The sequence below is a fragment of the Variovorax sp. AC194 genome (genome assembly GCF_979257995.1).
Genome location: NZ_OZ409823.1, coordinates 4,949,482 through 4,966,987, shown reverse-complemented (window position 1 = coordinate 4,966,987; position 17,506 = coordinate 4,949,482). Strand labels below are relative to the sequence as shown.

Below are 17,506 nucleotides of genomic sequence, written 5' to 3'. Positions count from 1 at the left end.
AAGGGGCGAGGAGCCCAAGAATACTCAGGCAGGGCCAGCAGGGAAGATACCCGACATCCCGATGAACCCGGGCAGGTGTCGGAAATCCCAGACCCAGTTTCGGAGGGCCGGAAACTCGTCGAGCGCGATGCCGCCTTCGCCGGCCAGCGCGACGTACGGGAAGCAGGCGAGGTCGGCGATCGTCGGCCCGGGCGCCGACGCGAGCCAGCGCAGGCCCGTGCAGGCCTGTTCGGCAAGGTGGTCGTCGAGCACGCGGAACACGGCGCGCGCACTGCTGCGGCAAGCGTCGATGTCCAGGTGGTGGTAGCCGAGCGCATCGTGCAGCCGCGCGGCCGAGGCGGTGCGGGTGATCTCGTCGGCCGTGGCGAGCCACATCGCGACCTGGCCGCGCAGCTTCGGGTCATGGGGGTACCAGCGGTGCTGCGCGTCGTGGCGGCTCGCGAGATAGACCAGGATGGCCTGCGCATCGCGCAGCACGAAGCCGTCGTCGTCGATCACCGGAAGCTGGCCGAGCGGATTGACGTTCGCAATGAACGCGGCCGATTTGTGCGCGCGGCCCGGATGGAAATCGACCGGCACCGCTTCGTGCGCAACGCCGAGCCACGCCAGCATCTGCCGCACCTTGAAGCAGTTGCCCGAGAGCGGGTGGTCGTAGAGCTTCAGCACCGTCGTCATGCGGCCGCCCTCGTGCCGAAGCGCATGCCGCGCTCGCGCAGCCAGCGGCGGTAGGTGACCGACGAGGTGTCGCCGCGCGTCGGCGTCTCGGCGCGGCCTTCGAGCGGCATGCGCTTGAAGGCGTGGTTCTCCAGGATCGGCTTGTCCTGCCCGACGATGGTCTGCTGGAAGGCGATGAGTTCGGCGTCGGTGGACACATCGTCGAAGCAGGCGAGCATCGTGTGGGCGATCACGTGCTCGTCGTCGATCGGCTGCAGGAAGAGGGCGATGGCGTCCTGCGCGTCCGGGCGCATGCTCGATTTGTAGAGCATGGCCGAGAAGGGCTGCATCACGCGGTAGGTGTAGCGCACGTCGGCGCCGCTGTCGTGCGCGGCCGAGGCACGGGGCTGCCAGAAACGGCAGTCGGTCGCCCAGATCTCGCCGGTAGCGGGGTCGACATTCACCTGGTACTGCGCGACTTCGGTGTGCGGCACCTTGCCGAGGTAGTCGGCATGCACGAAGGGAAAGTGCGCCATGTCCAGGAAGTTCTCGACCACGCGCAGGCCCGACACCGCGACGCCGATGCCGCCGCAATCGACGGTGCGGCGGCCAGGCTCGGTGTATTCGGGGAAGGCGAAGAGCGGGCGCACGGGGTGGCCGCCGGGGCAGACCCAGAGATAGCCGTAGCGCGATTGCACGGCCAGCGGCTGTGCGGCGAGGCGGCACTGCGGCGCGCCGTCGGCATCAGCCCAGAGCGCCAGCGCTTCGCCGAGCAGGCGGGTCGTGTAAGGCTGTTGTTCGGAGGCGCCGCCGAGCGCGCTTGCAGGTCCAATGACGAGCCAGTCGTCGAGCATGTTGGGATCGTCGGTGACGAAGGGCATCGCAGTTCCTTCAGCCTTGGGTTTCGATGGTGCTGCGCAGGTTGCGCGCGGCCGCGTGGAGGGTCTTCATCGCGTCAGAGCCGGGCGGCGCGTCGGTCCACAGGTGGATGAAGGTGAGTTGCGATTGGGCGTCGAGCACGAGGGCGGCGGTCTTCACCGCGTCGAGCGCGCCCCGGAATGCGCCCGGCGCCGCATCGGCCGCGAAGCCCTGCTGTGCGAGCGCATCGCGCACGTCCTGGGCACAGGCACGCAGCGTCAGCGTGCGGCAGAAGTGCCAGCCAGCCGGCACGGCACTGGCCAGCGATGGCGGCGCGGCGGATGCGTCCTGCGCGAGGCTGACCCACAGCATGCCGGCCGCATCGACCGCGCCGAACACCTTGGCGCAGACGTTGCGCGGCGCCTGCATCGCCGGGTGCGCGGGAATGCTGACGCACTGCCCGTTGCCCGCGGCGTACTGCCAGCCGTGGTACGCGCAGGCCAGGCGCTCTTCGATGACCTGGCCCAGCGTGAAGCGCACGCTGCGGTGCGGGCATCGGTTCTCCCAGGCCTGCGCCGCGCCGCCGGCGGAGCGCCAGAGCGCGAGCTCCTGGCCCTGTGCGAAGCCGGCGACGATGTTGGCGCCGGGGCGCAGGTCGGTCGAACGGGCCACGGGGTGCCAGCGAGACGAGTCGTCAGTGTTCATGGGGTGTGGATTTCACGAGGCCGTTGGGCGACCATAATTGTCGTCTCCGCCTCGACCAGACCCTCATTCATCATGAAGAAAATCCTCGTCCTCAACGGCCCCAACCTCAACCTGCTCGGCACGCGCGAGCCCGAGCAATATGGACGCGACACGCTGGCCGATGTCGAGCGCCTGTGCCAGGACACGGGCGCCAAGCTCGGCGTGGAGATCGAATGCCGCCAGTCGAACCACGAGGGCGTGCTGATCGACTGGATCCAGGAAGCGGGCCGCGAAGTGGCCGCCGGCCACATGCTCGGCGTGGTGATGAACCCCGGCGCCTACACCCACACCTCGATCGCGCTGCACGATGCCATCAAGGGCGCGAGCGTGCCGCTGATCGAGCTGCACATCTCCAACGTGCATGCGCGCGAGGAGTTCCGCCACAAGTCGTACATCTCGCCCGCGGCGCGCGGGATCATCGTGGGGCTGGGCGTCAAGGGCTATACGCTGGCGATTGCCGCGCTGGTGCCCTAGAGGGCATTTCGGGGCGGGTGCGCAGGCCGCCGGGTACTCCCCTCCGCGAATGTCCCCCGGCCTTCGGCCTCCTCCTTGATTTCGCTGCGGGGAGCACCCGACGCCCTGCGCACTGGGGCACGCTCTGGGTGAACCGCGATCAACGGCCGCTCTGAAGCGCTCGCGCCGGCGGTGGGCTCTGTTTCGCGAAATCAAGGAGGAGGCGAAGCCGGGGGACATTCGCGAAACAGAGCCCACCGTCGGCGTGAGTGCCGCCCCGAACCAGCAGTCTCAGTCAGTACATCTGCTTCGGCGCACTGGCCTTCCAGCTGCGGCTGATGCGCCCCGCGCTGTCGATGCTTTCGAGATGCACGTCGAAGCCCCAGAGCCGCGCGACATGCTTGAGCACTTCTTCGGCCCCGTCGTGCAGCGGCAGGTTGTTGCGCTGCGTGTGGCGCAGCGTCAGAGAACGGTCACCGCGCGTGGCCACGTTCCACACCTGGATGTCGGGCTCGCGGCTGCTGATGTCGTACTGGCGTGACAGCGATTCGCGCAGCGACTGGTAACCGCTGTCGTCGTGGATGGCGGACACCTCGAGCTCGGACTCGCTCTGGAAATCGCGGATCGAGAACAGCCGGAAATCGCGCATCGTCTTGGGGCTCAGGAACTGGCCGATGAAGCTCTCGTCCTTGAAGTTGCGCATCGCGTAGTCGAGCGTCTTGACCCAGTCGCTGCCGGCGAAGTCGGGGAACCAGCGGCGGTCTTCCTCGGTGGGCTTCTCGCAGATGCGGCGCAGCTCGGTGAACATCGCAAAGCCCAGCGCATAGGGGTTGATGCCGCTGTAGGCGCGGTGGCCCACCGGCGGCTGGAAGATCACGCCCGTGTGCGAGCTGAGCCATTCCATCATGAAGCCGTCGGCCAGCTGGCCGCGCTCGTACATCGTGTTGAGCAGCGTGTAGTGCCAGAAGGTGGCCCAGCCTTCGTTCATGACCTGCGTCTGGCGCTGCGGATAGAAGTACTGCGCAATCTTGCGCACGATGCGCACCACTTCGCGCTGCCAGGGTTCGAGCAGCGCCGCGTTCTTCTCGATGAAGTAGAGCAGGTTCTCCTGCGGCTCCGAGGGAAAGCGCCGCGTGGCGTCGGATTCGGCCGCCTGCTCGGCGCGCTTGGGCAGCGTGCGCCAGAGGTCGTTCACCTGCTGCTGCATGTGGCGCTCGCGGTCCGCGCGCTGCACGCTTTCCTGCGCGAGCGAGCGCTTCTGCGGGCGGCGATAGCGGTCGACGCCGTAGTTCATCAGCGCGTGGCAGGAGTCCAGCAGTTCCTCGACCGCATCGAGGCCGTGGCGCTCCTCGCACTCGGCGATGTAGTGGCGCGCGTAGACCAGGTAATCGATGATGGACGACGCATCGGTCCACATCCGGAACAGGTAGTTGCCCTTGAAGAAGCTGTTGTGGCCGTAGGCCGCATGCGCGATCACCAGGGCCTGCATGGCCATGGTGTTTTCTTCCATGAGGTAGGCGATGCACGGATCGGAGTTGATGACGATCTCGTACGCCAGGCCCATGTGGCCGCGCTTGTAGTTCTTCTCGGTGGCGATGAACTGTTTGCCGTACGACCAGTGGCGGTAGATCATCGGCATGCCCACGCTGGCGTAGGCATCCATCATCTGCTCGGCGGTGATCACCTCCAGCTGGTTGGGGTAGGTGTCCAGGCCGAAGCCCTTGGCGGTCTTGGCGATCTCGGTGTGGTAGGTCTCGATCAGCTCGAAGGTCCAGTCCGAGGGGCTCGGAAGGCGCTCCAGGCGTTCCGACGTACCGTCGGCGGGCGGGCGATCGGTGGCGGTGGTGTTCATGAGGTGACCCCTTCCTTCTTGAACAGGTCGCGGAACACAGGGTAGATGTCTTGCGCGTCGGAGACCTTGCGCATCGCGAAGTTGGGCTGCACGCCTTCGAGCTGTGCGTACTCCTGCCACAGGTTCTGCTCGGTCTCGGCCACCTGCACGTAGGCGTAGTAGCGCACCACCGGCAGGATGTCGTTGACCAGCAGCTCGCGGCAGCGGCCGCTGTCCTGGTGCCAGTTGTCGCCGTCGCTGGCCTGCGCGCCGTAGACGTTCCATTCGCCGCTCGGGTAGCGCGCCTTGATGATCTCGTCCATCAGCACCAGCGCGCTGGAGACCACGGTGCCGCCGGTTTCGGTGGCGTGGAAGAACTCTTCCTCGGTCACTTCCTGCGCCTGCGTGTGATGGCGCAGGAACACGAGGTCGATGGTCTCGTAGTGCCGCGTGAGGAACATGTAGAGCAGCATGAAGAAGCGCTTGGCCATGTCCTTGCGCGCCTCGTCCATGGAGCCCGACACGTCCATGAGGCAAAACATCACGGCCTTGGCGCTGGGCACCGGCGTCTTCACGCGGTTGCGGTAGCGCAGGTCGATGGGGTCGATGTAGGGCACGTGCCGCATGGTGCGGCGCAACTCGGCGATGAGCTCCTCGGTCTCGCGGATCTCTTTCTGGATCAGCGCCGTCGTGGCCTGCGGATGCGCCTTCAGGTGCACGAGGTGCGCCTCCAGGCGCTTGAGTTCCTTGCGCGGTTCGCCGCCGAGCGCGATGCGGCGCGCGAGCGCCCCGCGCATCGAGCGCACCACGTGCAGGTTGTTGGGCGAGCCGTCGCTCGTGAAGCCGGCGCGGTGGCTCTTCCACTCGGGCACGTCGGCGATCTGCGTGCGGATGAGGTGCGGGAGCGCGAGGTCGTCGAAGAAGACGCGCATGAATTCCTCGCGGGTGAGGCGAAAGACGAAGTCGTCCTCGCCTTCGCCGCCGTCTCCCGCTTCGCCGCTCCCGGAGCCGCCGCCGCCCTGACCCTCGGGGCGCGCGATGCGGTCGCCTTTCAGGTACTCCTGGTTGCCCGGATGCACGTACTCGCGGTCGCCGCCACGGGAATGCCCGAACACCGGTTCGGACACGTCGTGGCGCGGCAGGGTCACGTCTTCGCCTTGCTCCAGTTCGCGGATGTTGCGGCCGCTCACGGCGCGCCGCACCGCCTCCTGGATCTGCCCCTTGTAGCGCCGGAGAAAGCGCTCGCGGTTGCCGATGGACTTGTTCTTGCCCGAGAGCCGGCGGTCGATGATCTGCTGCAGGATGGCCACGATGGGAAAGCCTCCGTTCAATATCAAATCAAGATGCGTGCCGTCGTGAAACGCCGCGGAACCGGCTCCGCCGGGCCGCTGGCGTTGCCCCCTGCAAGGGGGTTGGCGAAGCGACACGAAGTGCGCGGAGCCTGGGGGTGTGCCATATCAAGAACTCTTGCGCACGCGCAGGTACCACTCGCAAAGGAGGCGCACCTGCTTGGCGGTATAGCCCTTCTCGACCATGCGCGTGACGAAGTCCTCGTGCTTCTTCTGTTCGTCGGCGCTGCTCTTGGTGTTGAAGCTGATCACCGGCAGGAGCTCCTCGGTGTTGGAGAACATCTTCTTCTCGATCACCGCGCGCAGCTTCTCGTAGCTGGTCCACGCCGGGTTGCGCCCCGCGTTGCCGGCCCGCGCGCGCAGCACGAAGTTGACGATCTCGTTGCGGAAGTCCTTCGGGTTGCCAATGCCGGCGGGCCGCTCGATCTTCTCGAGCTCGGCGTTGAGCGAGGCGCGGTCGAACACTTCGCCGGTGTCCACGTCGCGGAATTCCTGGTCCTGGATCCAGTAGTCGGCGTAGGTCACGTAGCGGTCGAAGATGTTCTGGCCGTACTCGCTGTAGCTCTCCAGGTAGGCGGTCTGGATTTCCTTGCCGATGAACTCGGCATAGCGCGGCGCCAACAGCTCCTTGATGTAGCTGATGTACTTCTGCTCGACCTCCGGCGGGAACTGCTCGCGCTCGATCTGCTGCTCGAGCACGTACATCAGGTGCACCGGGTTGGCGGCGACCTCGGAGCTGTCGAAGTTGAAGACCTTGGAGATGATCTTGAAGGCGAAGCGCGTGGAAACGCCGCTCATGCCTTCGTCCACGCCCGCGTAGTCGCGGTACTCCTGGATCGACTTGGCCTTCGGGTCGGTGTCCTTCAGGCTCTCGCCGTCGTACACCTGCATCTTGCTGAAGGTGCTGGAGTTCTCGGGCTCCTTCAGGCGCGTGAGCACCGACAGCTGCGCCATCATGCGCAAGGTGCCGGGGGCGCAGGGCGCTTGCGCGAGCGACGAGTTGCGCACCAGCTTCTCGTAGATCTTGATTTCTTCCGAGGCGCGCAGGCAATAGGGCACCTTGACGATGTAGATCCGGTCGAGGAAAGCCTCGTTGTTCTTGTTGTTGCGAAAGGCCTTCCACTCGCTCTCGTTGCTGTGCGCGAGCACGATGCCGTCGAAAGGAATGGCGCCGAAGCCTTCGGTGCCCTTGAAGTTGCTCTCCTGCGTGGCCGTGAGCAACGGGTGCAGCACCTTGATGGGCGCCTTGAACATTTCCACGAATTCCAGCAGGCCCTGGTTCGCCAGGCACAGGCCCCCGGAGTAGGCGTAGGCGTCCGGGTCGTCCTGGGCATAGGTCTCCAGCTTGCGGATGTCGACCTTGCCGACCAGCGAGGAGATGTCCTGGTTGTTCTCGTCGCCCGGCTCGGTCTTGGCGACCGCGATCTGCCGCAGCACCGAGGGGAAGCGCTTGACCACCTTGAACTGGCGGATGTCGCCGCCGTATTCCTCCAGGCGCTTGACGGCCCAGGGGGAGAGAATTCGGTTCAGGTAACGGCGCGGAATGCCGTATTCCTTTTCAAGGATCTCGCCGTCTTCCAGGGTGTCGAAGAGCCCCAGGGGCGATTCGTTCACCGGCGAGCCGTGGATCGCATAGAAGGGCACGTGCTCCATGAGCTGCTTCAGGCGCTCCGCGATGGAGCTCTTGCCGCCGCCGACCGGGCCCAGCAGGTAAAGGATTTGCTTCTTTTCTTCCAGCCCCTGGGCGGCATGGCGGAAATAGGACACCACCTGTTCGATGGCGTCCTCCATGCCATAGAACTCCTTGAACGCCGGATAGATCTTGATGACCTTGTTGGCGAAGATGCGGGAAAGCCGGGGGTCGTTGCGCGTATCGACCAGCTCGGGCTCGCCAATGGCCTTGAGCATGCGCTCGGAGGCGGTGGCGTAGGCGGTGGCGTCTCGCTTGCAGATATCCAGGTATTCCTGCAGCGAGATCACCTCCTCGCGGGTGCGCTCGTAGCGGGCGGCAAAGTTGCTGATCACATCCATGGTCACGCCTCCATCAGGTCAGTGGGGCTTTTGGCCCCGGAGCCTGCAGCAAAGGCAATGCGCGCATTTAAAAGGTGCCCGCCCCCGCTGCATGCGGTGAAAAAACTCCCTACAACGTCCTGCTAACAATCAGGATAAAGCAAACATTCAATGCGGCAAATGTTTTATTTATTGGGGACCCCACTCCTGAGTAAAGTTCCAAAAAATACAAACTGGTTTTCAGAATTTCAGATAAATTAAAAGGCTCGCTCGCGCAATTCTCTCCGGGTGAAATGCCTATATCGAACGGCATTGGTGTTTTCCCGAGAACACCACGCCTATTGAGCACCTCGGCTCAATAAAAACATACGCTCCTCTGCAATAACGCGCGATCTGTCGTTTGGTTTATTGCACATCCGAAAAATATCTAAAAGCAATCCTCGCGCCACTTTTTCATGGGCGGCTGGCGCGTGTGCGCGTGGGAAAGCAGCGCAGGCGCCAGTCGGTGCGTACCGGCACGGTGCGGCGGGCACCGGCTCAGTGCTTTACGGCGCTCGCAGAGGCTTGGATGCACCGGTCTGAGGAGCGGGGGCCGAGCGTCGAATGGAAGGCACTGGCGCTCCTGCTTCGGCCCCGGACGAAGAAAAGCCCCGAGGCCCTGCGGCAACCGGTGCACGCAGAGGCTCAGGGCCTTGCACGTTCCCGCACGTCTTTGGTGCCCGGCGGGATGATCGTCTTTCAGCTCAACTCAGCTCAGCTGAAAAATTCCTTGGCCTTGTCGAACCAGCCCTTGTCGGTCGGGCTGTGCTTGTCGCCGCCCTTCTTGAGCGATTCGTCCAGCTCCTTGAGCAGCTTGCGCTGGTGCTCGGTGAGCTTGACCGGCGTCTCCACGCGCACGTGGCAGTACAGGTCGCCCGGATAGCTCGAGCGCACGCCCTTGATGCCCTTGCCGCGCAGGCGAAACTGCTTGCCGCTCTGCGTGCCGTCGGGAATGTCGATGGCCGCGGCGCCCTTGAGCGTGGGCACGCTGATCTCGCCGCCGAGCGCCGCCGTCGTCACGCTGACCGGCACCACGCAGTGCAGGTCGTCGCCATCGCGCTCGAAGAGCTCGTGCTTCTTCAGCCGGATCTCGATGTACAGGTCGCCCGGAGGCCCGCCGTTGGTGCCCGGCTCGCCGTTGCCGGTGCTGCGGATGCGCATGCCGTCGTCGATGCCGGCGGGGATCTTCACCTCGAGCGTCTTGTTGTTCTTGATCCTGCCCTGGCCATGGCACACGGTGCAGGGCTCGGGAATGATCTTGCCGCTGCCATGGCAGGTGGGGCAGGTCTGCTGCACGCTGAAGAAGCCCTGGCGCATCTGCACCGCGCCCGCGCCGTGGCAGGTGGTGCAGGTGATCGGCTTGGTGCCGGGCTTGGCGCCCGAGCCCTTGCAGGTGTCGCAGTTGTCCCAGCTGGGAATGCGGATCTGGGCTTCCTTGCCCTCGGCCGCTTCCTCGAGCGTGACTTCCATCGCGTAGCTCAGGTCGCTGCCGCGGAACACCTGGCGCCCGCCGCTCTGGCGGCCGCCGCGCGCACCGCCGAAGACGTCGCCGAAGATGTCGCCGAAGGCTTCCGCGAAACCGCCGAAGCCTTCCGCGCCCGGGCCGCCGCGCATGTTGGGGTCGACGCCGGCGTGGCCGTACTGGTCGTAGGCCGCGCGCTTCTGGCTGTCCGAGAGCATCTCGTAGGCTTCCTTCACCTCCTTGAACTTGGCCTCGGCGTCCTTGCTGGTGTCGCCGTGGTTGCGGTCGGGGTGGTGCTTCATCGCAAGCTTGCGATAAGACTTCTTGATTTCTTCCTCGCTCGCGTTCTTGGGGACGCCGAGGGTTTCGTAATAGTCGCGTTTGGTGGCCATGGCAGGTCGATCAGGGGGCTCGGGAGACGGCGGGAATTCGGGTGACTTGAAGCGAGAAAGGCTGGAGCACCCCGCAGGGTGATCCAGCCTTGGTCAAGCGACTGTGGATCAGCCCTTCTTGACTTCCTTGACTTCGGCGTCGACCACGTTGTCGTCGGCCTGCGCATGCGCAGCAGCTTCCGCGCCAGCCGGGCCGCTCGCCGCCGAGGCGCCTGCCGCGGCCTGCGATTCGGCGTACATCTTCTCGCCCAGCTTCTGGCTTGCCGTCATCAGCGTGTTCGTCTTTTCCTCGATCACGGTCTTGTCTTCACCCTTGAGGGCTTCCTCGACGTCCTTGATCGCGGCCTCGATCGCTTCCTTCTCGGCGGCTTCCAGGCTCGCACCATGTTCGCCCAGCGACTTCTTCACGCTGTGCACCATGGCCTCGCCCTGGTTGCGGGCCTGCACGATCTCGAGCTTCTTCTTGTCGTCTTCGGCGTTGAGTTCGGCGTCCTTCACCATCTTCTGGATCTCGTCTTCGGAGAGGCCCGAGTTCGCCTTGATGGTGATCTTGTTTTCCTTGCCGGTGCCCTTGTCCTTGGCGCCCACGTGCAGGATGCCGTTGGCGTCGATGTCGAAGCTCACCTCGATCTGCGGCGTGCCGCGCGATGCCGGCGGAATGCCTTCCAGGTTGAATTCGCCCAGCGCCTTGTTGCCCGAGGCGATGTCGCGCTCGCCCTGGAACACCTTGATCGTCACGGCCGGCTGGTTGTCCTCGGCGGTCGAGAAGGTCTGCGCGAACTTCGTCGGGATCGTGGTGTTCTTGGTGATCATCTTGGTCATCACGCCGCCCATGGTCTCGATACCGAGAGACAGCGGGGTCACGTCCAAGAGCAGCACGTCCTTGCGGTCGCCCGAGAGCACCTGGCCCTGGATGGCGGCGCCGACGGCCACGGCCTCATCGGGGTTCACGTCCTTGCGCGGTTCCTTGCCGAAGAAGGCCTTCACCTTTTCCTGCACCTTGGGCATGCGGGTCATGCCGCCGACCAGGATCACGTCGTTGATGTCGCTCACGCTGATGCCGGCATCCTTGATGGCCAGGCGGCAGGGCGCGATGGTGCGCTCGACCAGCTCGTCCACCAGGCTCTCCAGCTTGGCGCGGGTGAGCTTGATGTTCAGGTGTTTCGGACCCGAGGCATCGGCCGTGATGTAGGGCAGGTTGATGTCGGTCTGCGCGCTGTTCGACAGTTCGATCTTGGCCTTTTCAGCCGCTTCCTTCAGGCGCTGCAGCGCGAGCACGTCCTTGCTCAGGTCGACGCCCTGTTCCTTTTTGAACTCGGCAATGATGTAGTCGATGATGCGCTGGTCGAAGTCTTCGCCGCCCAGGAACGTGTCGCCGTTGGTCGACAGCACTTCGAACTGCTTCTCGCCGTCCACGTCCGCGATTTCGATGATCGACACGTCGAAGGTGCCGCCGCCCAGGTCATACACGGCGATCTTGCGGTCGGCCTTGTCCTGCTTGTCCAGGCCGAAGGCCAGGGCCGCAGCGGTGGGCTCGTTGATGATGCGCTTGACGTCCAGGCCCGCGATGCGGCCGGCGTCCTTGGTGGCCTGGCGCTGGGCGTCGTTGAAGTAGGCCGGCACCGTGATCACGGCTTCGGTCACCGGTTCGCCCAGATAGTCTTCGGCGGTCTTCTTCATCTTGCGCAGGATGTCGGCGCTGACTTGCTGGGGCGCCATCTTCTTGCCGCGCACTTCGACCCATGCGTCGCCGTTGTCTGCCTTGGCGATGGTGTAGGGCATCAGGTCGATGTCCTTCTGCACTTCCTTTTCCTCGAACTTGCGGCCGATCAAACGCTTGATCGCGTACAGCGTGTTCTTGGGGTTGGTCACGGCCTGGCGCTTGGCCGAGGCACCGACCAGGACTTCACCGTCTTCCTGGTACGCGACGATCGACGGCGTGGTGCGGGCACCTTCCGAGTTCTCGATCACACGCGTGGTGTTGCCTTCCATGATCGACACGCACGAGTTGGTGGTGCCGAGGTCGATGCCGATGATCTTTGCCATGTTCTTTACTCCTGAAAGCCTGAAAAATATGTTGTTATGAACTTGTGGATAACCCAGCTCGATTCAAGGGAAGAAGCGGGGATTTCCTGTGGGAATCTTGTGTGCCGATGGGCCGTGGTCACTTCGGCGCGCTGACCGTGACCAGCGCCGGGCGCAGCACGCGCTCGTTGATGGTGTAGCCCTTCTGGAGCACGCTCACCACGGTGTTGGGTTCCTGATCGGGCGCGGGCACCACCGAGATGGCCTGGTGCTGGTGCGGATCGAACTTGGTGCCGGCGGCCGGGGCCACTTCGATCACCTTGTTGCGCTCCAGCGCGCTCTTCAACTGCCGCAGCGTGGCTTCGGCGCCTTCGCGGATCTGCTCGGGCGTGGCGTCCTTGATGGCCAGGCCGGCTTCCAGGCTGTCGGTCACCGGCAGCAGGCTTTCGGCGAAGGCCTCGACCGCGAATTTGCGGGCCTTGGTGATTTCGTCGTCGGCGCGGCGGCGGGCGTTTTGAACATCGGCCTGGGCGCGCAGGTATTGATCGGCCAATTCGGCGTTCTTGGCCTGCAGCGCGGCCAGCTCGCCCTGCGCCGCGGCCAATGCGTCGGCTTCATTGGCGGCCTGCGCGGCCTCCAGTTCTTCGGGACTGGGCTCGCCTTGCAGCATTTGCGAATTCTGTGCGGATTGTTGCGGGTCAGACATTTTTCAAAGAACGGCGTGCGCCGGAAAACAAACGATAGCCAGCCACTTGGGGCTGGCCAGGGGCATTTCAAGCGAAAAAATGCGGAAAAAGGGCCCGTCGAGGCATGAAAAAGGCCCGAAACCGGGCCTGTGTGCCAAGACTTGGCTGGGGAGCGATCAGTGCGCGTCGAGCAGCTCGACGTCGAACTTGAGGGTGGCGTTCGGGGGGATCACGCCGCCAGCGCCGCGGGCGCCATAGCCCAGCGATGCGGGAATGATCAGCGTGCGCTTGCCGCCGATCTTCATGCCGGCGACGCCTTCGTCCCAGCCCTTGATGACCTGGCCGGCGCCCAGCGAGAACGCGAAGGGGTCGTTGCGGTCGCGGCTCGAATCGAACTTGGCGCCTTGCACGCCGTCGTTGTAGAGCCAGCCGGTGTAGTGCACGTGCACGTGCTGGCCAGCCTTGGCTTCGGCGCCGGTGCCGACTTCGGTGTCTTCGTACTGGAGGCCGGAGGGGGTGGTAGGCATGGGAAAACGCTCCTTGCGTCGATGAATGGTGAATCGGATCGAAGGCGCGAAGTTTACCGATGCCCGATGTCGACCTGTTCAGCTTGTCGTATCGGTGGGCGGCGCGGGGGGCGGCGAAGGCGGCGAGGAGGGCGCAGGGGGCGCGGCGGGAACGGCCGGCGCACCGGCCGCCACTGCAGCCGGCGCGGCCGCCTTCTTGAGCTGGCCCAACTGCCACTTGCCGGCAAAGGCCTGCAGGTCGGACAGCCGCTTGAGCAGGTCCTGCCCGCTCAAGGTGAGGCAATAACCGTCGCTGCCATGGCTCACGATGCCGGCTTCGCGCAGTTCCTTGATGCGGGTGTTCAGGGTGTTGGGAGTGATGCCGCCCACGCTGTCCTGCAGCAGGCGGAAGGTCTGGGCATGGCCGTCGCGCAGGGCCCAGAGCACACGCAGCGCATAGCGGGCTTCCAGCAGTGCGAGCAACTGGCTGACGGCTGCGTTTTCCTTGGTACTCATCGACATCATCTCCTCGAAGCTGGGCGGGCTGCGGGCCTGTGGGTGGCCGATGCCGCGCGCTCTTGTTTGTGATCGGTTATGGACCGTCCTGCCGGCCGGCGACTATAGCGCAAACGATGTGGATGCTACTAGTTTTATAGCTGTAAGGGCATGCTGCATGCGGGCTGTGAGACAAAGCCTCACAAATTCGTGTAGTCGGCCATGGCTTCGCCCAGACGGATCGCGCGGGTGGGCGACCAGTCGGGGTTGAACGCCAGCGCAGGCGCCGGGAACAGCATGACGACGGTGGAGCCGAGCAAGAAACGGCCCATCTCGTCGCCCTTCTTGATGTCGATCTGCTGGTCGTTGTAGTGCCACTCGCGCAGCTCGCCCACGCGCGGCGGATTGACCACGCCGTGCCACACGGTGGCCATGCTGCCGACGATGGTGGCGCCCACCAGCACCAGCACGAAGGGCCCGCGCGCCGATTCGAAAACGCACACCACACGCTCGTTGCGCGCGAAGAGACCGGGCACGCCGCGCGCGGTGGTCGGGTTCACCGAGAACAGGTCGCCGGGCACGTGGATCATGCGCACGAGCCGCCCGTCGCACGGCATGTGGATGCGGTGGTAATCCTTGGGGCTCAGGTAGAGCGTCGCGAAGCTGCCGTGCGCGAACTTCGCGGCGAGCGCGGCGTCGCCGCCAACCAGCGCGGTGGTCGTGTAGTTGTGGCCCTTGGCCTGGAAGATCTGGTCGCCCTCGATCGCGCCGAACTGGCTGATGGCGCCGTCCACCGGGCACACGAGGTCGGCCTGCGCGAGCGGGCGCATGCCCGGCTTGAGCGCGCGCGTGAAGAACTGGTTAAAGCTTTTGTAGTGCGCGATGTCCGACTCGAGCGCCTCGCCCATGTCCACGCCGTACTTGGCGACGAAGCGGCGAATGATCCATGTCGTGACGGCACCGCGTTCCTTCCCCGCGACCCAGCCGGCGAAATTGGTCAGGGCCTGCTTGGGGAACAGGTATTGGGGCAGAACTGCGGAGCGGTCGGACACGTTGGGGGAAGCCTCGAATGCGGATCGGAGGGGCATTCTATAAAGCGCCTCCCACGAGGGGCGTAGGAGGCTTCCCTCGGTTTTGCGTGGGGGAGAGTCAGCCGGCGAATTACTCCGCCTTGATTCCCGCCGCCTTGATCACCTGTGCCCACTTCTCCACCTCGGCCTTCTGGAACGCCGCGATCTGCGCGGTCGACAGATCGGCCGGCTCCATGCCGAAGCCCTTGAGCTTGTCCTGCATGTCGGGCGCCGCGAGGATCTTGCGGATCTCGGTGTGGAGGCGTTCGACTACCGGCGCCGGCGTGCCCGCGGGCACGAAGATCGCCTGCCACGACACCACCTCGAAATCCTTCAGCCCCTGCACGCCCGACTCGGCCACCGTCGGCACGTCGGGCATCGAGGCCAGGCGCTTGGCCGAGGTGACGGCGATGGCGCGCAGCTTGCCGCTCTGGATGTGCGGGCCCGCGACCACCGTCGTGTCGAACATCATGTCGACCTGGCCGCCGATCACGTCCTGGATCGCCGGGCCGCTGCCCTTGTACGGGATGTGCGTGAACTTCACGCCCGACTTGAACGCCAGCAGCTCCAGCGCCAGGTGCTGCGAGGTGCCCGTGCCGGCCGAGGCCGACGAGAGCCCGCCCGACTTGGCCTTGCTCGCATCCAGCACGTCCTTGAGCGTCTTGTAGGGGCTCGCCTGGTTCACCACCAGCACCACCGGGTTGGTGCCGATGAGCGTCACCGGCGCGAACGACTTCTGCGGGTCGTAGCCGATCTTGGGATACAGGCTCACGTTGATCGCGTGCGAGCTGATCGTGCCGCCCACCAGCGTGAAGCCGTCGGGCGCGGCGCGCGCGCCGATCTCCGAGCCCACGCTGCCGCCGGCACCGCCCTTGTTGTCGATGATCACGCTCGTGCCCAGCACGGTGCCCAGCTTCTGGCCGATCAGCCGGCCCAGCACGTCGGTGGTGCCGCCCGCGGGAAAGGGCACGAGGTAAGTGATGGCCTTGCCCGTGGGCCAGGTGTTGCTGCTCTGCGCGAACGCGGGCAGGGCGGTCGCCAGCGAAGCGGCGAGGGCGGTTCGAATGAGTGTTCGGCGTTGCATGTCTCTGGTCTCCGAGGGCCGGGTCATGGCTTGATGTTCAGCTTGGTGATCAGCTGCTTGAAGTACACGTTGTCCTTGGCCAGCGTCTCCTTGAACACGGCGCCGTCGGTGTAGACGTAGCCCAGGTTCTGCTTGTCCATCACCTCGTGCATCAGCGGCTCGGCGGCCGTCTTGGCGGTCATCTCGCGCAGCTTGGCCATCACTTCGGGCGGCGTGTTCTTCGGCGCGCCGATGCCGCGCCAGGTGCCGATCGACAGGTCGATGCCGCGCTCCTTGGCGGTGGGCACCTTCTCGAAGCCCTTCACGCGCTTGTCGGCCATCACCATCAGCACCTTGAGCTTGCCGCCCTGCACGTGCGTCGTCACTTCGGCCGGGCTCACCGCCACGGCCTCGATGTGGCCGCCCAGGAGCGCGAGCACCGCGGGCGCCGCGCCCTGGAACGGAATGTGGCCGAACTTCGTGCCGGTCTTGTCTTCCAGCGCGGCGGCCGCCAGATGCCAGATCGAGCCGTTGCCCGAGTTGCCCACGCGGATGCCCTCGGGCGACTTCTTCGCGGCGGCGAGAAACTCCTCGATGGTGTTCCACGGCGCATCGGCCTTCACCGTGATCGCGGCCGGGTCGGCGTTGAGCTGCGCGATCGGCTGGAAGTCGTCGTAGTTGAATTTCGCGAGACCCAGGTGCGGCAGCGTGAGCAGCTCGACCGTGAGCACCGCGAGCTTGTAGCCGTCGGGCTTGGCGTTGATCACCTCGGTCCAGCCGATGGCGCCGCCCGCGCCGGGGCGGTTGACGATCACGATGCTCTGGGAGATGTGCTTGCGGCTGGCTTCCGAGAAAGCGCGCGCGAGGCCGTCGGTGCCGCCGCCCGGCTGGTAGGGCACCAGCAGTTCGATCGAGCGGTTCGGAAAGTCGTTGGCCGCCTGTGCCGCGGCCGTCGAGGCCAGGCCGAGCGAGAGCGTGGCCGTGGCCGAGAGGGCCGCGAGGCCGCGGATGAATGCGCTTCTTTTCATGATGTCTCTTGTCTCCGTTTGTTGATCTGATCCACGAACGGCCCCGTCACGGGGCCGTCTCTCCAAAATGTCAGGGCATGTACTGCCCGCCATTCACCTCGATGACCTGGCCCGTCACATAGCCCGAGAGCTGCTCCGAGGCCAGGTAAAGAAACGCACCGACGCATTCCTCGGGCTCGCCGATGCGCCCCATCGGAATGCTCGCCCTGAAGTTCTCCAGCATCGCGGGCGTCGAGAAGCGGTCCTGGAACGGCGTCTGGATCACGCCCGGCGCGACCGCGTTCACGCGGATGCGGTCGCCCACCAGCTCCTTCGCGAGGCCGTGCGTCGCCGTGCTCACGAAGCCCTTGGAGCCCGCGTACAGGTACGCGGCCGGACCGCCGCCGGTGCGCGCCGCGACCGAGGTCACGTTGATGATGTTGCCCCCGCCTTGCGTGCGCATCAGGGGAACCACCTCCCGGCAGAACGCGAGCACCGAGCGCGCGTTGATGTGCATCACCTCGTCGAAGAGCGCGTCGTCGAACTCGGCAATGGGCACGCGCTTGACCAGGCTCCCCGCGTTGTTCACCAGCACGTCGATGCGGCCGAACTCCGCCTGGGTCTGCTTCACGCAATCGCGGATCGCGCCGGTGTCGCGCACGTCGGCCTTCACCGCGAACGCGGTGCCGCCGGCGGCGCGGATCGTCGCGACGACCTGGTTCGCCGCATCGGCCGAGCTGTTGTAGTGCACCGCCACGCGCATGCCGCGCGCGGCGAAGGCGATGGCGACCGCCGCGCCGATGCCGGTGCTGGCACCGGTGACGAGCGCGGTCTTGTCCTTGAGGTCTTCCATGAGGGGTTC

Annotated in this window: 16 protein-coding genes; 1 reads left to right on the top strand and 15 read right to left on the bottom strand. The window is 65.4% G+C overall.

The genetic code is table 11. The features are described 5' to 3' along the window. Positions 1–24: 24 nt before the first annotated feature. Genes ACZYRS_RS23640 through ACZYRS_RS23630 form a run of 3 tightly spaced genes read right to left on the bottom strand, consistent with a single transcriptional unit; the run spans position 25 to position 2,217 of the window. On the bottom strand, positions 25–675 hold the full coding sequence (locus ACZYRS_RS23640; protein ID WP_463421196.1) for a glutathione S-transferase family protein: 651 nt from the start codon (positions 673–675) through the stop codon (positions 25–27). Beyond that, complete coding sequence (locus tag ACZYRS_RS23635; RefSeq protein WP_463421195.1) at positions 672–1,535, bottom strand: aromatic ring-hydroxylating dioxygenase subunit alpha; 864 nt, start codon at positions 1,533–1,535, stop codon at positions 672–674. The genes ACZYRS_RS23640 and ACZYRS_RS23635 overlap by 4 nt, the downstream gene beginning before the upstream one ends. Before the next feature lie 10 nt (positions 1,536–1,545). Then, a complete protein-coding gene (locus ACZYRS_RS23630; protein ID WP_463421194.1) occupies positions 1,546–2,217 on the bottom strand; it encodes a Rieske 2Fe-2S domain-containing protein in 672 nt (223 codons plus the stop codon). A gap of 72 nt (positions 2,218–2,289) precedes the next feature. Between ACZYRS_RS23630 and aroQ the strand changes: the two genes are divergently transcribed. Then, entirely contained in the window at positions 2,290–2,730 is a 441-nt protein-coding gene (aroQ, locus tag ACZYRS_RS23625) for a type II 3-dehydroquinate dehydratase (protein ID WP_463421193.1), read from the top strand. Between the two features lie 274 nt (positions 2,731–3,004). Here the strand turns inward: aroQ and ACZYRS_RS23620 are convergent, their stop codons facing one another. The 12 genes from ACZYRS_RS23620 to ACZYRS_RS23565 form a co-directional block, all read right to left on the bottom strand. Continuing rightward, positions 3,005–4,561, bottom strand: coding sequence for a SpoVR family protein (locus ACZYRS_RS23620; protein ID WP_463421192.1), 1,557 nt, complete (start codon positions 4,559–4,561; stop codon positions 3,005–3,007). Next, positions 4,558–5,850, bottom strand: a complete 1,293-nt coding sequence (locus ACZYRS_RS23615) for a YeaH/YhbH family protein (RefSeq protein ID WP_463421191.1) — start codon at positions 5,848–5,850, stop codon at positions 4,558–4,560. Before ACZYRS_RS23615 ends, ACZYRS_RS23620 begins: the two co-directional genes overlap by 4 nt. 147 nt (positions 5,851–5,997) lie before the next feature. Beyond that, the gene (locus ACZYRS_RS23610; protein WP_198787590.1) at positions 5,998–7,920 is read right to left on the bottom strand and encodes a PrkA family serine protein kinase; all 1,923 of its coding nucleotides are present in this window, start codon (positions 7,918–7,920) and stop codon (positions 5,998–6,000) included. 732 nt (positions 7,921–8,652) lie between these two features. Beyond that, positions 8,653–9,792 carry a molecular chaperone DnaJ gene (dnaJ, locus tag ACZYRS_RS23605; RefSeq protein ID WP_463421190.1) on the bottom strand — a complete coding sequence of 380 codons (1,140 nt, stop codon included), beginning with the start codon at positions 9,790–9,792 and terminating at the stop codon, positions 8,653–8,655. A 108-nt stretch (positions 9,793–9,900) separates the two neighbouring features. Continuing rightward, positions 9,901–11,838 (bottom strand): molecular chaperone DnaK, encoded by a 1,938-nt coding sequence (gene dnaK / locus ACZYRS_RS23600; protein WP_463421189.1) that lies wholly within the window; start codon positions 11,836–11,838, stop codon positions 9,901–9,903. A 118-nt stretch (positions 11,839–11,956) separates the two neighbouring features. Continuing rightward, on the bottom strand, positions 11,957–12,523 hold the full coding sequence (grpE, locus tag ACZYRS_RS23595; protein WP_198787593.1) for a nucleotide exchange factor GrpE: 567 nt from the start codon (positions 12,521–12,523) through the stop codon (positions 11,957–11,959). Positions 12,524–12,679: 156 nt separating this feature from the next. Then, complete coding sequence (locus tag ACZYRS_RS23590) at positions 12,680–13,030, bottom strand: FKBP-type peptidyl-prolyl cis-trans isomerase (protein ID WP_013540334.1); 351 nt, start codon at positions 13,028–13,030, stop codon at positions 12,680–12,682. Between the two features lie 78 nt (positions 13,031–13,108). After that, positions 13,109–13,525: a winged helix-turn-helix transcriptional regulator gene (locus ACZYRS_RS23585; RefSeq protein ID WP_463421188.1), complete on the bottom strand. Its 417-nt coding sequence runs from the start codon at positions 13,523–13,525 to the stop codon at positions 13,109–13,111. Positions 13,526–13,704: 179 nt separating this feature from the next. Beyond that, positions 13,705–14,556 (bottom strand): archaetidylserine decarboxylase, encoded by an 852-nt coding sequence (gene asd / locus ACZYRS_RS23580; protein WP_463422528.1) that lies wholly within the window; start codon positions 14,554–14,556, stop codon positions 13,705–13,707. A gap of 109 nt (positions 14,557–14,665) precedes the next feature. Next, positions 14,666–15,658: a Bug family tripartite tricarboxylate transporter substrate binding protein gene (locus tag ACZYRS_RS23575; RefSeq protein WP_463421187.1), complete on the bottom strand. Its 993-nt coding sequence runs from the start codon at positions 15,656–15,658 to the stop codon at positions 14,666–14,668. Between the two features lie 23 nt (positions 15,659–15,681). Continuing rightward, positions 15,682–16,665, bottom strand: coding sequence for a tripartite tricarboxylate transporter substrate binding protein (locus ACZYRS_RS23570; RefSeq protein WP_463421186.1), 984 nt, complete (start codon positions 16,663–16,665; stop codon positions 15,682–15,684). A gap of 70 nt (positions 16,666–16,735) precedes the next feature. Beyond that, the gene (locus tag ACZYRS_RS23565) at positions 16,736–17,497 is read right to left on the bottom strand and encodes an SDR family NAD(P)-dependent oxidoreductase (RefSeq protein ID WP_463421185.1); all 762 of its coding nucleotides are present in this window, start codon (positions 17,495–17,497) and stop codon (positions 16,736–16,738) included. Positions 17,498–17,506: the final 9 nt, after the last annotated feature.

Coding starts and splice junctions, on each gene's coding strand:
- ACZYRS_RS23640 (WP_463421196.1), bottom strand. CDS start 675: ATGACGACGGTGCTGAAGCTCTACGACCACCCGCTCTCGGGCAACTGC.
- ACZYRS_RS23635 (WP_463421195.1), bottom strand. CDS start 1,535: ATGCCCTTCGTCACCGACGATCCCAACATGCTCGACGACTGGCTCGTC.
- ACZYRS_RS23630 (WP_463421194.1), bottom strand. CDS start 2,217: ATGAACACTGACGACTCGTCTCGCTGGCACCCCGTGGCCCGTTCGACC.
- aroQ (WP_463421193.1), top strand. CDS start 2,290: ATGAAGAAAATCCTCGTCCTCAACGGCCCCAACCTCAACCTGCTCGGC.
- ACZYRS_RS23620 (WP_463421192.1), bottom strand. CDS start 4,561: ATGAACACCACCGCCACCGATCGCCCGCCCGCCGACGGTACGTCGGAA.
- ACZYRS_RS23610 (WP_198787590.1), bottom strand. CDS start 7,920: ATGGATGTGATCAGCAACTTTGCCGCCCGCTACGAGCGCACCCGCGAG.
- dnaJ (WP_463421190.1), bottom strand. CDS start 9,792: ATGGCCACCAAACGCGACTATTACGAAACCCTCGGCGTCCCCAAGAAC.
- dnaK (WP_463421189.1), bottom strand. CDS start 11,838: ATGGCAAAGATCATCGGCATCGACCTCGGCACCACCAACTCGTGCGTG.
- grpE (WP_198787593.1), bottom strand. CDS start 12,523: ATGTCTGACCCGCAACAATCCGCACAGAATTCGCAAATGCTGCAAGGC.
- ACZYRS_RS23590 (WP_013540334.1), bottom strand. CDS start 13,030: ATGCCTACCACCCCCTCCGGCCTCCAGTACGAAGACACCGAAGTCGGC.
- ACZYRS_RS23585 (WP_463421188.1), bottom strand. CDS start 13,525: ATGAGTACCAAGGAAAACGCAGCCGTCAGCCAGTTGCTCGCACTGCTG.
- ACZYRS_RS23575 (WP_463421187.1), bottom strand. CDS start 15,658: ATGCAACGCCGAACACTCATTCGAACCGCCCTCGCCGCTTCGCTGGCG.
- ACZYRS_RS23570 (WP_463421186.1), bottom strand. CDS start 16,665: ATGAAAAGAAGCGCATTCATCCGCGGCCTCGCGGCCCTCTCGGCCACG.
- ACZYRS_RS23565 (WP_463421185.1), bottom strand. CDS start 17,497: ATGGAAGACCTCAAGGACAAGACCGCGCTCGTCACCGGTGCCAGCACC.